Origin of the sequence: Pseudomonas putida (genome assembly GCF_050989985.1) — a bacterium.
Classification (GTDB): Bacteria; Pseudomonadota; Gammaproteobacteria; order Pseudomonadales; family Pseudomonadaceae; genus Aquipseudomonas; species Aquipseudomonas putida_AI.
This window is the reverse complement of record NZ_CP158815.1, coordinates 2,282,150-2,297,051: the sequence shown is the minus strand read 5'-3', so window position 1 is coordinate 2,297,051 and position 14,902 is coordinate 2,282,150. Positions and strand designations below refer to the sequence as shown.

Here is a 14,902-nt window from a genome sequence, read left to right as displayed (position 1 = left end):
TAGGAATAGACTCCTCTCCAACGCTTACTGGTTTAGGAGTCTTGAACATGGGTTTGCTCGTCGAAGGTCAATGGCAGGACAAGTGGTACGAAAGCAGCAAGGACGGCGCGTTCCAGCGTGAACAGGCACAACGGCGCAACTGGGTAACTGCTGACGGCCAGCCTGGCCCGAGCGGTATCGGTGGCTTTGCTGCCGAAGCCGACCGCTATCACCTCTACGTGTCCCTGGCCTGTCCATGGGCTCATCGCACGCTGATCCTGCGCAAGCTCAAGGGCCTGGAAAGCCTGATCGACGTGTCGGTGGTCAGTTGGCTGATGCTGGAAAACGGCTGGACCTTCGACAAGACCCTCGGCTCCACCGGCGACAAACTCGATCACTTCGACTTCATGCACCAGCGCTACACCGCCGATACTGCCGACTACACCGGCCGCGTCACCGTACCGGTGCTGTGGGACAAACAACAGAATCGCATCGTCAGCAATGAATCGTCGGAAATCATCCGCATGTTCAACAGCGCCTTCGACGACCTGACCGGTAACGACCTGGATTTCTATCCGCAACCGTTGCGAGCCGAGATCGACGCATTGAACGAACGGATTTATCCGGCGGTGAACAACGGCGTGTACCGCGCCGGGTTTGCCACGTCACAGCAGGCTTATGAAGAAGCCTTCGATGAGGTGTTTGCGGAGCTGGATCATCTGGAATCGTTGCTGGGTGCCAATCGCTACCTGGCAGGCGAATACCTGACCGAAGCGGATATCCGCCTGTTCACCACGCTGATTCGCTTTGATGCGGTGTACCACGGCCACTTCAAGTGCAACCTGCGGCGGATTGCCGATTATCCGAACCTGTCGAACTGGCTGCGGGAGCTTTACCAGTGGCCGGGGATTGCCGAGACGGTGGACTTCACTCACATCAAGAACCACTACTACGGCAGCCACAAGACCATCAATCCGACGGGTGTCGTGCCGAAAGGGCCGGAACAGGATTTTACGGCAGCCCATGATCGGGCGCGGTTGAGTGGGAAAGGGGTTTGGCGCAGGGCTTGAGATTGATACAGGTTTTGAAGGCCCCATCGCGAGCAGGCTCGCTCCCACAATTGATTTGTGTCGTTCACAAATCCCCTGTGGGGGCGAGCCTGCTCGCGATAGAGGGCAACTCGATCTAGACCTGCCCCTGAGCCCCTTCAAACCACGCCAGTTTCTCGCGCAGTTGCACCACTTCACCCACGATCACCAGCGTCGGCGCATGCACTTCATGCTCCGCCACCAGTTTTGGCAGGTCCGCCAGGGTGCCGGTAAACACCCGCTGATTGACGGTGGTGCCCTGCTGGATCAAGGCCGCCGGGGTATCAGCGCCGCGACCGTGCTTGATCAGCTGCTCACAGATGATCGGCAAGCCGACCAGGCCCATGTAGAACACCAGGGTTTGCGCCGGAGCTACCAGATCGGCCCACGGAAGATCGGTCGTACCGTCCTTCAGGTGACCGGTGACGAACCGCACCGACTGCGCGTAATCGCGATGGGTCAGCGGAATCCCGGCATAAGCCGCGCAACCGCTGGCTGCCGTGATGCCCGGTACCACCTGGAACGGGATGCCATGGGCCGCCAGTTCCTCGATCTCTTCCCCGCCACGGCCGAAGATGAACGGATCACCGCCCTTCAAGCGCACCACGCGTTTGCCGGCCTTGGCCAGGTCCACCAGTTGCTGGTTGATCTGGTCCTGCGGCACGGCGTGATCGGCGCGGCGTTTGCCGACGTAGACCCGCTCGGCATCGCGACGGCACAACTCCAGGATGGCCGGCGCCACCAGGCGGTCATACAGCACCACGTCGGCTTGCTGCATCAGGCGCAAGGCACGGAAGGTCAACAGGTCCGGATCACCGGGACCTGCGCCCACCAGATACACCTCACCGGTGGCGACCGGTGCTTCGCCATCCACTTTTGCTTGCAGCAGACGCTCGGCTTCGGCGCCCTGCCCGGCCAGTTGCCGGTCGGCGATCGGGCCCTGGAACACGTCTTCCCAGAACGCCCGGCGCTGCTGGACATCCGGGAACAGGTTCTTCACCTGATTGCGGAAACGCGCCGCCAGACCGGCCAGTTGACCGTAGGTGGAAGGAATCCAGGTTTCGATCTTGGCGCGGATCAAGCGCGCCAACACTGGCGCGTCGCCGCCGCTGGACACGGCAATGATCAATGGCGAGCGGTCGACGATGGCCGGGAAGATCACGCTGCACAGGGCCGGCGCATCCACCACGTTGACCGGCACGCAACGTCGATGGGCATCGGCGGAGACTTGCGCATTCAAGGCTTCATCATCGGTCGCGGCAATGATCAGCCCGCAACCGTCCAGATCCGTTTCGACATAGCCACGCAACAGGCACTCGCCACCGCTGGCGGCCACCAGTTCGCGCAGTTGCTGTTCGATTTCAGGTGCGACCACCCGCAGCAGCGCACCGGCATCGGCCAGCAGGCGGGATTTGCGCAAGGCAATTTCCCCCCCACCGACGACCAACACACGACTGCCGCGCAGGTTATGGAACAGCGGCAGATATTTCATTTAGCCGATGACCTCGAGGCCACCCATGTACGGCTTCAATACCTCTGGTACGCGGATCGAACCGTCGGCCTGCTGGTAGTTTTCCAGCACCGCCACCAGGGTACGACCGACCGCCAGGCCGGAACCGTTCAGGGTGTGTACCAGTTCCGGCTTGCCGGTTTCCGGGTTGCGGAAACGCGCCTGCATGCGACGGGCCTGGAAGTCGCCGCAGTTGGAGCACGATGAGATTTCGCGGTACTTGTCCTGGCTCGGAATCCACACTTCCAGGTCGTAGGTCTTGACCGCGCTGAAGCCCATGTCGCCTGTGCACAGCGCCAGGGTGCGGTAAGGCAGTTGCAGCAGTTGCAGGACTTTCTCGGCGTTGGCGGTCAGGCTTTCCAGCGCTTCCATCGACTTCGATGGCTCGACGATCTGCACCATCTCGACCTTGTCGAACTGATGCTGGCGAATCATGCCGCGGGTATCGCGACCCGAAGCACCGGCTTCGCTGCGGAAGCACGGGGTATGGGCGACGAACTTGATCGGCAGCAGTTTCGAATCGACGATCTCGCCGGCCACGATGTTGGTCAGCGACACTTCGGCGGTCGGGATCAGGTACAGATCGGCTTCGCCTTCGCGACCGATCTTGAACAGGTCCTCTTCGAATTTCGGCAACTGGCCGGTGCCTTGCAGGGCCGGGGCCTGGACCAGATAAGGCGTGTAGGCCTCTTCATAGCCGTGCTCGGTCACGTGCAGGTTGATCATGAATTGCGCCAGGGCGCGGTGCAGACGGGCGATCGGGCCACGCAGCAGGGCGAAACGTGCGCCGGAGAGCTTGGCGGCGGTTTCAAAGTCCAGCCAGCCGAACTTCTCGCCCAGGGCGACGTGGTCCTGGACCGGGAAATCGAAGGCGGTCGGCGTGCCCCAGCGACGCACTTCGACGTTGCCGTCTTCGTCGTCGCCAATCGGCACCGATTCGTGCGGCAGGTTGGGGATACCGAGCACGATCGCGTCCAGTTCGGTCTGGATCGCGTCCAGTTCGGTTTTACCGGCAGCCAATTCGCCCGCCATGCGCTCGACGTCAGCCATCAACGGCGCGATGTCTTCGCCGCGCTGCTTGGCCTGACCGATGGATTTGGAGCGCGCGTTACGTTCAGCCTGCAGTGCTTCGGTGCGGGTCTGGACGGTCTTGCGCTGTTCTTCCAGCGCTTCGATGCGCGCGACGTCCAGGGCAAAGCCACGGGATGCCAGGCGGTCCGCTACGTCCTGAAGGTTGCTACGTAACAGTTTGGAATCGAGCATGTCGGTTTCTCGTTAATAAAGTTTGGTCAAGGACAGGCCGGCCCAGGTGGCGAGCAGCCCGCCGAATACGCTGATGGCCGCATAGCCCAGGGCCAGCGGCACTTGCCCGCTTTCCAGCAGGCGCACCGTATCCAGTGAAAAGGATGAAAACGTCGTCAGCCCTCCGAGGAAGCCGACGATCAACCCGGCGCGTACCTCGATCGGTACCTCCGGGCGAATCAAAAACAGGCCGTATAGAACGCCGATCAGCAAACAGCCCACGATATTAACGGCCAGCGTCGCGGTATAGAAGTGCCGCGGCCAATTAGCGTTGATCCAGTTACCCGTGGCGAAGCGCAACAAGGTGCCGGCTATCCCGCCGGCGGAAACCGCAATGATCAAGGGAACCACTATTTTCTCCGCTGCCGGGGGCTTAGACGATCGAGTTGAGCAAGGTGGTTGAGCTTCTCGCCAATCTTCAGTTCCAGGCCGCGAGGCACTGGCTGGTAAAACGGTATCGGGTCGAGTTCTTCCGGGAAATAGTCTTCCCCGGCGGCGTAGGCATCCGGCTCGTCGTGGGCGTAACGGTATTCGTCGCCGTAGCCCAGCTGTTTCATGAGCTTGGTCGGCGCGTTGCGCAGGTGCAGCGGCACTTCCAGCGAACCGTGTTCGGCGGCGGCACGCAACGCAGTCTTGAAGCCCATGTACACCGCGTTGCTTTTTGGCGCGCAGGCCAGATAAGTAATGGCCTGGGCCACCGCCAGCTCACCTTCGGGGCTGCCGAGCCGCTCCTGCACTTCCCACGCTGCCAGGCACAGGCTCAGCGCCCGCGGATCGGCATTGCCGATGTCTTCGCTGGCCATGCGCACCACGCGCCGGGCCAGATAGAGCGGATCGCAGCCGCCGTCAATCATCCGGGCAAACCAGTACAACGCGCCGTCGGGGTTGGAGCCGCGCACCGATTTGTGCAGGGCGGAAATCTGGTCGTAGAAGGCTTCGCCACCCTTGTCGAACCGGCGACGGGTGTCGCCCAGCAGACTTTGCAGCAGGTCGACGCCCATCTCGCTATTGTCTTCGGCCAGGTCGGAAGCGTTTTCCAGCAGGTTGAGCAGACGCCGGCCATCGCCATCGGCGGCCGACAGCAGCATCTGGAAGCCTTCATCGCTGAGGCTCAGATTGCGCTTGCCCAGGCCCCGCTCTTCGGTCAAGGCGCGGTGCACCAGTTTGCGCAGCGCCGTTTCGTCGAGGCTTTTCAGCACGTAGACGCGGGCACGGGAGAGCAAGGCGTTATTGAGTTCGAACGAGGGGTTTTCCGTGGTCGCGCCGATGAAAATCAGCGTGCCGTCCTCGACATAGGGCAGGAACGCATCCTGCTGGGATTTGTTGAAACGGTGCACTTCGTCGACGAACAGGATCGTGCGCCGGCCGTACTGTGCGGCCTGCTGCTTGGCGATTTCCACCGCCTGACGGATTTCCTTGACCCCCGCCAGCACTGCCGAGACCGTTTCAAAGTGCGCGTCCGAGACCTCCGCCAGCAGCCGCGCCAGGGTGGTCTTGCCCACGCCCGGCGGCCCCCAGAAAATCATCGAGTGCAGGGCACCCTGCTCCAGGGCTTCGCGCAAGGGCTTGCCGCGAGCGAGCACATGCTCCTGACCGACGTACTCGTCCAGGTTGGTCGCACGCAAGCGGGCGGCCAGGGGCTGGGAGATCGGGGCGCTGCGAAACAGGTCCATCACAACTGTTGAAACCTCACTTGGTTCGAACTCCTGTAGGAGCGAGCATGCTCGCGATGGTCGTCAAGGATAACGTTGGGAATCTGACACCCCGCGGCGTGCTCGGGTTTTTCGCGAGCATGCTCGCTCCTACAGGGGTCTGCGTTTTATTCCTGAATCACGTCCGCACCCTTGGGAATGTCGAACTTGAACTTGGACGCCGGGATCGGCTCGTTGGCCTTCACGCCGGTGAACAGGATGTTGGTGCGCTGGCCGACGCTGTCGATCAGTTGCATATCATTGACCAGGCCGTTGCGGAACGACAGGCGCAGGCTGTCGAACAGGGTGTCCTTGGTTTTCGGCTTGAGGGTGAAGTCGATCACGCCGCCGGCTTCCTTGGCGCTGATGTCGAAGCTCTGGCTGATCTTGGACACATCACCGGACAGCAACAGCGCCGGGGTCTGGGTCAGGCGCACGTCCAGCTTCTTGATGGTCGCCTGCTCCAGGTCCGGGTCCCACAGGGTGACCTTGGCGCCATCGGACACGACCAATTGCTCCTGGGGTGCGTCGGTGTGCCAGTAGAACAGGCCAGGGCGCTGCAGCGACATCTGCCCGGCGGTTTCCTGCAATTGGGTGCCGGTGCCGTCGAGGGTCAGTTGGGAGAAACGCGCAGTCAACGTCTGGGATTTTTCCAGCAGTTGAGTCAGACGCGCCACGTCCTTGTCATCGGCGTGGGCCGAGAGCGTGGTCAAAGCCAGTACCGGCAGCAACAACATGCGGATAAGACGCATGGGAGTCCTCATAACATTCGTGGGAGTGCGGGTGGCGCCGGGGGCACCACCCTTTCAAAATCCGCTCAGTCGCGCACCGGGCCTGGGGCCAGGACTTCACGCGAACCGTTGGTGTTCATGGCCGTCACGACCCCGGCCATTTCCATGGCCTCGATCATGCGCGCGGCGCGGTTGTAGCCGATTTTCAGCTTGCGCTGAACCGCGGAAATGGAAGCGCGGCGGCTTTCCAGAACGAACTGCACCGCCTCGTCATACAGCGCGTCAGCCTCGGGGTCGTCACCGTCGCCGCCACCGCTGCTGCCTTCAAAGCCGCTGCCGGCCTCTTCGACACCGTTGAGGATGTCGTCGTTGTACTCCGGCGCACCGCGCAGTTTCCAGGCTTCCACCACCCGATGCACTTCATCGTCGGAAACGAAAGCGCCGTGAACCCGGATTGGCAGGCTGGTGCCCGGTGGCATGTACAGCATGTCACCGTGGCCCAACAGTTGTTCCGCGCCGCCCTGGTCGATGATGGTCCGCGAGTCGATCTTGCTCGACACCTGGAACGCCATACGGGTCGGGATGTTGGCCTTGATCAGACCGGTGATCACATCCACCGACGGACGCTGGGTCGCGAGAATCAGGTGGATACCCGCCGCCCGCGCCTTCTGGGCGATACGGGCGATCAGCTCTTCAACCTTCTTGCCGACGATCATCATCATGTCGGCGAATTCATCGACGACCACGACGATAGTCGGCAGCTTCTGCAGCAGCGGCGCTTCGTCGTGGATGTTTTCGCGCTTGTACAGCGGATCGCTCAACGGCTCGCCCGCTTCGATGGCTTCCTTGACCTTGGCGTTGAAGCCAGACAGGTTTCGCACGCCCATCTTCGCCATCAGCTTGTAGCGTCGCTCCATCTCCGCGACGCTCCAGCGCAGGGCGTTGGCCGCGTCCTTCATGTCGGTGACCACAGGGCACAGCAAGTGCGGAATGCCTTCATAGATCGACAATTCGAGCATTTTCGGGTCGATCATGATCAGCTTGGCGTCGTCCGGGCCGGACTTGAACAGGATCGACAGGATCATCGCGTTCACACCCACCGACTTACCGGAACCGGTGGTACCGGCCACCAGCAGGTGAGGCATTTTCGCAAGGTCGGTGATGACCGGTTTGCCGCCGATGTCGTGGCCCAGGGCCAGGGTGACCGGAGACTTGAAGTTGTCGTACTCGGGGGTCGACAGTACCTCGGAGAATCGCACGATCTGCCGGTCTTCGTTGGGAATCTCGATACCGACGGTGGTCTTGCCCGGAATCACTTCCACCACCCGCACGCTGGTCACGGCCAGGGAACGCGCCAGGTCCTTGGCCAGGTTGGCGATGCGGCTGACCTTGACCCCGGCCGCCGGCTGGATTTCGTAACGGGTAATCACCGGACCCGGATGGATCGAATCCACAGTGACTTCGACACCGAATTCCTTGAGCTTGATTTCCAGCAAATGGCCGACCGCGGCCAGGGATTCAGGCGAGTAATTGAGTTGTTTCTTCTCCGCCGGGTCGAGAATCGAGATCGGCGGCAAGGTGCCTTCCACGGCGCTATCGACGAACAACGGCGCCTGTTTCTCTTTTTCCACGCGCTTGCTCGGCGCTGCCGGCTTGACCGGTGCCGGGGCAATCACCGGCGGCACCTGTTTCTCGCGCTCGGACATGTGCTTGCTCAGGGCCTGCTCACGCTCGATCAAACGTTCCTTGACCTTGGCCTGCTCGCGCTTGTCGGTGACGGTCGGCGCGACCACGTCATGCACGCGATCATCGACTTCACGCAATTGTGCGACCAGCTGCTTGCGCTCGGTACGAGCCGCCCACCAGCGATTGGCGGCGCCCTGGAACAGTTCGAACAGGTCGAGAGTGATCTTGCCGGTGACGTCCATCACCTTGAACCAGGACAGGTCAGTGAACACCGTCAGGCCAAACAGGAACAGGGCGATGAACAGCAGCGTACTGCCCTGAATGTTCAGGGCGTTCCGGGCCAGATCGCCAAGGCTTTCGCCCAGCGCACCGCCAGCCCCGGCAGGCAGGCCGGTCGCGGCATGGAAATGAATATGCGCCAGAGCGGCGCCGGACAGCACCAGGAATACCAGGCCGATCAGGCGCCAGGAGAACAGCCAGCCGCTCCACTGCCATGGCTCGTGGCGCTGACGAAAGATCTGATAGGCCTTGATCGCCAGCAACAACGGAAAGATATAAGCGAAGTAACCCAGCACCATGAACAGGATGTCGGCGCTGTAGGAGCCCGCCGGCCCACCGAAATTCTGCACGTCGTCGATCTTGCTGTTATGGCTCCAGCCCGGATCGTCCTTGCCATAGGTCAGCAAGGCCATCATCAGGAACAGGCACAAGGCACCGATGGCGATCAATGCACCTTCCTTGAGGCGGTAGTGCAATTGCTGGCGCCAGAGCGGAACGACTGTCTTGGGTGCTTCGGTGGATTTCTTCAAAACGCTTCTATTCCTGCGCCAATGGCGCGTCCATCTGATGAATGTCTAAAAACTGCCCAATCCAGGCAGGTAAAAAAGTGAACACGCTCAACTGGGACTACTTTTAACACTGCGCCCCTGCATTTATAAACACGAGACGCAACGCTATTCTTGCTACGACCGCTGTTACAAACACTGTTACAACCCGGCATTGTACGGGTTTGTTCGCCCGATGCCATGTTTGAAACACTGTATGCAGCATAGTCAAAAGCCAATTACATGCGGCTCAATTTGAGCATGCATTTTCTTTTGTGACAAAGGCTTATGAGGTGTTTTTATGAGCGCAGCGCAACATCATCGCCTGATCATTCTCGGCTCCGGCCCCGCCGGTTACAGTGCAGCCGTATATGCCGCCCGCGCCAACCTCAAACCCGTTGTCATCACCGGCATACAGGCAGGTGGCCAGCTCACCACCACGGTCGAAGTCGACAACTGGCCGGGTGATGTCGAAGGTCTCACCGGCCCGGTCCTGATGGACCGCATGCAACGGCACGCCGAACGCTTCGATACACAGATCGTTTACGACCACATCCACACTGCCAAGTTGCAACAGCGCCCGTTCGAGTTGACCGGCGATAGTGGCACTTATACCTGCGATGCACTGATTATCGCCACCGGTGCATCCGCGCAATATCTGGGATTGCCGTCGGAAGAAACTTTTGCCGGCAAAGGGGTTTCCGCCTGCGCAACCTGCGATGGCTTCTTCTATCGCAATCAAATCGTCGCGGTGGTCGGTGGCGGCAATACTGCGGTTGAAGAAGCCTTGTATCTGTCAAACATCGCCAAGGAAGTTCACCTGATCCACCGCCGCGACAAGTTGCGCTCGGAAAAGATTCTTCAGGACAAACTCTTCGACAAGGCCGCCAACGGCAATATCCGCCTGCATTGGAACCAGAACCTCGCTGAAGTGCTGGGCGATGCCAGCGGCGTGACCGGCGCCCGCCTGCGCGACAGTCACACCGGTGAACTCAGCGAGCTGGCGGTGGCCGGCGTGTTCATCGCCATCGGCCACAAGCCCAATACCGATCTATTCGTCGGCCAACTGGAAATGCGCGATGGCTATCTGCTGGTCAAGGGTGGCAGCGAAGGCGATGCCACTTCGACCGCCATCGCCGGTGTGTTTGCCGCCGGGGACGTGGCCGACCATGTTTATCGCCAGGCAGTGACGTCCGCCGGCGCGGGCTGCATGGCGGCCCTTGACGCGGAAAAATACCTCGACGACATTCCCGTCGCTTGACGGCAAACTGGTGGCGGGCCTTGAGCCCGCCACTCCCCTCCCCTTCTGCAAGCCCGGACGCCATGCTGACTTGGTTACAACGCAACTCCCTGACTTTCCCGCCGCTGGAAAAAGCCATGCGCGACCCCAATGGGTTGCTGGCCGCAGGCGGCGACCTGTCTGCCGATCGCTTGATCCAGGCCTATCGTCATGGCTGCTTTCCGTGGTTTTCCGAAGGCCAGCCGATCCTCTGGTGGTCGCCGGACCCGCGCACGGTATTGTTTCCCGACGAACTACACGTCTCCCGCAGCCTGAACAAATTGTTGCGCCAACAACGCTTCCAGGTGACCTTCGATCGGGATTTTGCCGCAGTCATCCACGCCTGCGCCGCACCGCGGGAATACGCAGATGGCACCTGGATCACCGGCGCCATGCAGGACGCTTACCTGCATTTGCACAAGCGTGGGTATGCGCATTCGGTGGAAGTCTGGGACCATGGCGTGCTCGTCGGCGGGCTGTATGGCCTGGCGATGGGGCAACTGTTTTTCGGTGAATCCATGTTCAGCCGAGCCGACAATGCCTCCAAATATGGTTTTGCGACACTGGTGCGACATCTCAAGGAGTCGGGTTTTGTGCTGATCGACTGCCAGATGCCGACCGATCATCTGCACAGCCTGGGCGCACGGGCAATTCCACGTAGCGCGTTCGCCGGTTACCTGGCGCAGTACCTGGATCGCCCCAATCGCGCGACCTGGGTTTGCTGAGCGACTTTTCCCAGCGTGGCTTACAATTAATCAAAAGCTTATCCCGAGGGTTGATCATGACCGAGTTGGCGCGTTTGAAGTTTTATGCCACTCAGCCCCACTCTTGCAGCTATCTGCCTGAGGAGCAGGCCACGACCCTGTTCCTGGACCCCAGCCAGCCCATGGATGTGCATGTCTATGCAGACCTGTCGGAAATGGGTTTTCGTCGCAGTGGCGACCATCTGTATCGACCTCATTGCCAGAACTGCAATGCGTGCGTACCGGCGCGCATCCCTGTGGCGCAATTCACGCCCAACCGCCAGCAGAAACGCATTTTCAAGCGCAACGCAGACTTGCAGGTGCGCCCTGCCAGGCCCGGTTTCAGCGAAGAGTACTTCGATCTTTATCAGCGTTATATCGAACAGCGGCACGCCGACGGCGACATGTACCCGCCCAGTCGCGATCAGTTTTCCACGTTCCTGGTACGCGACCTGCCGTTTTCACGCTTCTACGAATTCCGACTCGATGGACGGCTGGTAGCGATTGCCGTCACCGACCTTTTGCCGAACGGCCTGTCGGCGGTCTACACCTTCTATGAACCCGATGAAGAGCGGCGCAGCCTGGGACGATTCGCCATTCTCTGGCAAATTGCCGAGGCCCGACGCCTGGGGCTGGAAGCGGTCTATTTGGGCTACTGGATCAAAAACTGCAAAAAAATGAGCTACAAGACCCAATATCGCCCCATCGAGCTGCTGGTAAACCAGCGCTGGGTCGTCCTGAACTAGCACAGCCCCTTAAACCCCTTGGCTTGCCCCCCACTTTTCGGGCACAATGCACGCCGCTTTTGCCTGGCGCAGTTGCACCGGGCCATTCACTGGACACCGAGGGCTTTACTGCATGTCGAAAGAAGACAGCTTCGAAATGGAAGGCACTGTCGTCGACACCCTGCCAAACACCATGTTTCGCGTGGAATTGGAAAATGGGCACGTCGTAACCGCGCATATCTCCGGCAAGATGCGCAAGAACTACATTCGTATTCTTACCGGTGACAAAGTGCGCGTCGAGCTGACGCCCTATGACTTGAGCAAAGGGCGTATCACTTACCGCGCTCGCTAAGGTAGGAGCGAGCTTGCTCGCGAAAAACCTGAGGGCACCGCGTCAAGCCAGACTCCCGCATCATCGTTGACGACCATCGCGAGCAAGCTCGCTCCTACAAAGGCAGAGCCCGCTCGCTAATCAAGTCAATACAGAACGCCCGGCATTGCCGGGCGTTTTTGTTTGTACTGAATTTGCCCGACTGACAGGAGCGAGACACTCAATTTGATAGACAGCAAAAAGGCGCCTCTCGGCGCCTTTTTGTTTTGCTTCTGAACGTCAGGCCATTTCAGCCGTGGTCTCGAAGTCGAAGGTCAGTTCGCCGTCCTTGATGTCGATGTGTACCACACCGCCATGTTCGGCCAGCTCGCCAAAGAGGATCTCTTCCGCCAGCGGACGCTTGATCTTGTCCTGGATCAGGCGCGCCATTGGTCGAGCTCCCATCATTGCATCGTAACCACCGGCTGCCAGCCAGCTGCGGGCAGCGTCGGTGACTTCCAGCAATACGCGCTTGTCTTCCAGTTGCGCCTGAAGTTCGATAAGGAACTTGTCCACCACACTCTTGATGACCTCGTGACTGAGGCGACCAAACTGGATGATGGTATCCAGACGGTTACGGAATTCAGGCGTGAAGCTCTTCTTGATCACTTCCATCGCGTCGGACGAGTGATCCTGAAGAGTGAAGCCGATCGAAGCACGCGCCGCGGTTTCGGCACCGGCGTTGGTCGTCATGATGACGATCACGTTACGGAAGTCCGCCTTACGCCCGTTGTTGTCGGTCAGCGTACCGTGATCCATGACCTGCAACAGCAGATTGAAGACTTCCGGATGCGCCTTCTCGATTTCATCGAGCAGCAGCACGCAATGTGGTTGCTTGGTGATGGCTTCGGTCAACAGCCCACCCTGGTCGAACCCGACATAACCCGGAGGCGCACCGATCAGACGCGATACGGTGTGACGCTCCATGTACTCGGACATGTCGAATCGAACCAGTTCGACACCCAACGCCTTGGCCAGTTGCCGCGCCGCTTCGGTTTTACCGACACCGGTTGGTCCGGCAAACAGGAACGAACCGACCGGTTTGTCCGGCGACTTGAGGCCCGCGCGGGACAGCTTGATCGCGGTAGCCAGCGAGTCGATGGCTGCATCCTGACCGAACACGGTCAACTTCAGGTCGCGCTCAAGGTTACGCAGCAGTTCCTTGTCGGAGCTGGTGACGTGTTTTGGCGGGATCCGTGCAATTTTCGCGACGATATCTTCGACCTGAGGCACGTCGATACGCTTCACGCGCTTCTCGACCGGCTGCAGACGCTGGTAGGCGCCCGCCTCGTCGATAACGTCGATGGCCTTGTCCGGCATGTGCCGGTCATTGATGTAGCGCGACGCCAGTTCAGCTGCGGCGCGCAGGGCTTCATCGCTGTATTCGATGTTGTGATGGGTCTCGAAACGCCCTTTCAGGCCGCGCAGAATGCCGATGGTGTCTTCCACCGAAGGCTCTGTCACATCGACCTTCTGGAAACGCCGGGCCAGGGCACGGTCCTTCTCAAAGATCCCGCGGAATTCCTGGAAGGTGGTCGAGCCAATGCATCGAATGTCACCGGACGACAGCAGCGGCTTGAGCAGGTTCGAGGCATCCATGACACCACCGGACGCAGCACCCGCACCAATGATGGTGTGGATCTCGTCGATGAACAGGATGGCCTGCGGACGTTTTTTCAGCTCGTTGAGCAACGCCTTGAAGCGTTTCTCGAAATCACCGCGGTATTTGGTACCAGCGAGCAGAGCGCCGAGATCCAGGGAATAGACAACGCTGTTGATCAGCAGGTCCGGCACCTGGTTGTCGACAATGCGCTTGGCCAGGCCTTCGGCAATCGCGGTTTTACCCACGCCCGCCTCGCCCACCAGCAGCGGATTGTTTTTGCGACGACGCGCCAGGATCTGCGCAACGCGCTCGACTTCCAGCTCACGCCCCACCAACGGATCGATTCGACCCTGGCGCGCGAGTTCATTAAGGTTGCTGGCATAAGCATCCAGCGGATTGCCTGAAGAAGAAGACTCACCGCCCTCGTCGTCCTGCATATCTTGCTCACCTTCGGAATGATCGCCGTGCCCTGGCACCTTGGAAATGCCGTGGGCGATGTAGTTGACGACATCGATACGGGCAACGCTCTGCTGTTTCAGCAGGAACACTGCCTGACTCTCTTGCTCACTGAAGATCGCAACCAGCACGTTGGCGCCAGTCACTTCGCGTTTGCCCGAGCTCTGTACGTGAAACACAGCACGTTGCAGGACACGCTGGAAGCCCAGGGTTGGCTGGGTTTCGCGGTCCTCGTCATGGACGGGGATCAATGGCGTGGTGGAGTCGATGAACTCCTGCAGGTCATGCTTGAGTTTGTCGAGGTTTGCGCCGCACGCACGCAGAACGGTGGCGGCAGCCTCATTGTCCAATAGGGCCAGCAGGAGATGCTCGACGGTCATGAATTCATGACGCTTCGAACGTGCCTCCTTGAAGGCAAGATTGAGGGTGACTTCGAGCTCGCGGTTTAACATAGCTTCACCTCATACCCAAGTGTCCGGCGATTAACCGTCCTTCTCGATTTCACAGAGTAGCGGATGCTGGCTTTCCCTGGCGTACTGGTTGACCTGCATGGCCTTGGTCTCGGCGATGTCGCGGGTAAACACTCCACATACTGCCCGTCCTTCTGTATGGACGGCCAACATGACCTTGGTCGCCAGCTCGCGATTCAGGTTAAAAAACACCTCGAGCACTTCGACGACGAAATCCATCGGTGTGTAGTCATCATTGAACAAAACAACCTTGTACATCGGCGGCGCCTGTAAAGCAGGCTTGGCCTCCTGAACAGCAACGCCTGCGGAATCGTCGTCGTGTTCCTCTGGAAGATCCTTTTGGAGAAACGGGCGATCCTGATTGAATGTTAGTCGAATCTGGCTGATTGCATGCATGGAAAGAAAGGTTCGTCAGTTGTGCAAATACAGTGGTGGGGGCGGTCCT

13 protein-coding genes are annotated in these 14,902 nt (G+C 60.0%); 5 read left to right on the top strand and 8 right to left on the bottom strand.

What is annotated here, in order from left to right; genetic code table 11:
* Positions 1 to 47: 47 nt before the first annotated feature.
* A complete protein-coding gene (locus ABTV29_RS10675) occupies positions 48 to 1,049 on the top strand; it encodes a glutathione S-transferase family protein (RefSeq protein WP_433770025.1) in 1,002 nt (333 codons plus the stop codon).
* 115 nt (positions 1,050 to 1,164) lie between these two features.
* Here ABTV29_RS10675 and cysG read toward each other — a convergent pair whose 3' ends face one another.
* From cysG to ABTV29_RS10645, 6 genes are all read right to left on the bottom strand, one after another.
* Positions 1,165 to 2,559: a siroheme synthase CysG gene (cysG, locus tag ABTV29_RS10670; RefSeq protein ID WP_433770024.1), complete on the bottom strand. Its 1,395-nt coding sequence runs from the start codon at positions 2,557 to 2,559 to the stop codon at positions 1,165 to 1,167.
* Entirely contained in the window at positions 2,560 to 3,840 is a 1,281-nt protein-coding gene (gene serS, locus ABTV29_RS10665) for a serine--tRNA ligase (protein WP_433770023.1), read from the bottom strand. It abuts the gene before it with no gap.
* Between the two features lie 12 nt (positions 3,841 to 3,852).
* Positions 3,853 to 4,230 (bottom strand): fluoride efflux transporter CrcB, encoded by a 378-nt coding sequence (crcB, locus tag ABTV29_RS10660; protein ID WP_433770022.1) that lies wholly within the window; start codon positions 4,228 to 4,230, stop codon positions 3,853 to 3,855.
* Positions 4,230 to 5,552 carry a replication-associated recombination protein A gene (locus ABTV29_RS10655; RefSeq protein ID WP_433771823.1) on the bottom strand — a complete coding sequence of 441 codons (1,323 nt, stop codon included), beginning with the start codon at positions 5,550 to 5,552 and terminating at the stop codon, positions 4,230 to 4,232. The genes crcB and ABTV29_RS10655 overlap by 1 nt, the downstream gene beginning before the upstream one ends.
* A 146-nt stretch (positions 5,553 to 5,698) precedes the next feature.
* Entirely contained in the window at positions 5,699 to 6,322 is a 624-nt protein-coding gene (lolA, locus tag ABTV29_RS10650) for an outer membrane lipoprotein chaperone LolA (protein ID WP_433770021.1), read from the bottom strand.
* A gap of 65 nt (positions 6,323 to 6,387) precedes the next feature.
* The gene (locus tag ABTV29_RS10645; protein ID WP_433770020.1) at positions 6,388 to 8,796 is read right to left on the bottom strand and encodes a DNA translocase FtsK; all 2,409 of its coding nucleotides are present in this window, start codon (positions 8,794 to 8,796) and stop codon (positions 6,388 to 6,390) included.
* Positions 8,797 to 9,112: 316 nt separating this feature from the next.
* Here ABTV29_RS10645 and trxB point away from each other — a divergent pair, with 316 nt between their 5' ends.
* The 4 genes from trxB (at position 9,113) to infA (ending at position 11,910) form a co-directional block, all read left to right on the top strand.
* The gene (trxB, locus tag ABTV29_RS10640; RefSeq protein ID WP_433770019.1) at positions 9,113 to 10,072 is read left to right on the top strand and encodes a thioredoxin-disulfide reductase; all 960 of its coding nucleotides are present in this window, start codon (positions 9,113 to 9,115) and stop codon (positions 10,070 to 10,072) included.
* Positions 10,073 to 10,134: 62 nt separating this feature from the next.
* Positions 10,135 to 10,815, top strand: coding sequence for a leucyl/phenylalanyl-tRNA--protein transferase (aat, locus tag ABTV29_RS10635; protein ID WP_433770018.1), 681 nt, complete (start codon positions 10,135 to 10,137; stop codon positions 10,813 to 10,815).
* A gap of 56 nt (positions 10,816 to 10,871) precedes the next feature.
* On the top strand, positions 10,872 to 11,579 hold the full coding sequence (locus ABTV29_RS10630) for an arginyltransferase (RefSeq protein ID WP_110963723.1): 708 nt from the start codon (positions 10,872 to 10,874) through the stop codon (positions 11,577 to 11,579).
* Positions 11,580 to 11,691: 112 nt separating this feature from the next.
* Positions 11,692 to 11,910 carry a translation initiation factor IF-1 gene (gene infA / locus ABTV29_RS10625; RefSeq protein ID WP_002553999.1) on the top strand — a complete coding sequence of 73 codons (219 nt, stop codon included), beginning with the start codon at positions 11,692 to 11,694 and terminating at the stop codon, positions 11,908 to 11,910.
* Between the two features lie 258 nt (positions 11,911 to 12,168).
* Here the strand turns inward: infA and clpA are convergent, their stop codons facing one another.
* Together clpA and clpS are read right to left on the bottom strand one after the other, a co-directional pair.
* Positions 12,169 to 14,439, bottom strand: a complete 2,271-nt coding sequence (gene clpA / locus ABTV29_RS10620) for an ATP-dependent Clp protease ATP-binding subunit ClpA (protein ID WP_433770017.1) — start codon at positions 14,437 to 14,439, stop codon at positions 12,169 to 12,171.
* 30 nt (positions 14,440 to 14,469) lie between these two features.
* Positions 14,470 to 14,853 carry an ATP-dependent Clp protease adapter ClpS gene (gene clpS, locus ABTV29_RS10615; RefSeq protein WP_433770016.1) on the bottom strand — a complete coding sequence of 128 codons (384 nt, stop codon included), beginning with the start codon at positions 14,851 to 14,853 and terminating at the stop codon, positions 14,470 to 14,472.
* Between the last annotated feature and the right edge of the window lie 49 nt (positions 14,854 to 14,902).

Excerpts from the sequence above, each read along its gene's own strand:
- serS (WP_433770023.1), bottom strand. The coding sequence starts at position 3,840 with ATGCTCGATTCCAAACTGTTACGTAGCAACCTTCAGGACGTAGCGGAC.
- cysG (WP_433770024.1), bottom strand. The coding sequence starts at position 2,559 with ATGAAATATCTGCCGCTGTTCCATAACCTGCGCGGCAGTCGTGTGTTG.
- trxB (WP_433770019.1), top strand. The coding sequence starts at position 9,113 with ATGAGCGCAGCGCAACATCATCGCCTGATCATTCTCGGCTCCGGCCCC.
- ABTV29_RS10675 (WP_433770025.1), top strand. The coding sequence starts at position 48 with ATGGGTTTGCTCGTCGAAGGTCAATGGCAGGACAAGTGGTACGAAAGC.
- clpS (WP_433770016.1), bottom strand. The coding sequence starts at position 14,853 with ATGCATGCAATCAGCCAGATTCGACTAACATTCAATCAGGATCGCCCG.
- aat (WP_433770018.1), top strand. The coding sequence starts at position 10,135 with ATGCTGACTTGGTTACAACGCAACTCCCTGACTTTCCCGCCGCTGGAA.
- clpA (WP_433770017.1), bottom strand. The coding sequence starts at position 14,439 with ATGTTAAACCGCGAGCTCGAAGTCACCCTCAATCTTGCCTTCAAGGAG.
- ABTV29_RS10655 (WP_433771823.1), bottom strand. The coding sequence starts at position 5,552 with ATGGACCTGTTTCGCAGCGCCCCGATCTCCCAGCCCCTGGCCGCCCGC.
- lolA (WP_433770021.1), bottom strand. The coding sequence starts at position 6,322 with ATGCGTCTTATCCGCATGTTGTTGCTGCCGGTACTGGCTTTGACCACG.
- infA (WP_002553999.1), top strand. The coding sequence starts at position 11,692 with ATGTCGAAAGAAGACAGCTTCGAAATGGAAGGCACTGTCGTCGACACC.
- ABTV29_RS10630 (WP_110963723.1), top strand. The coding sequence starts at position 10,872 with ATGACCGAGTTGGCGCGTTTGAAGTTTTATGCCACTCAGCCCCACTCT.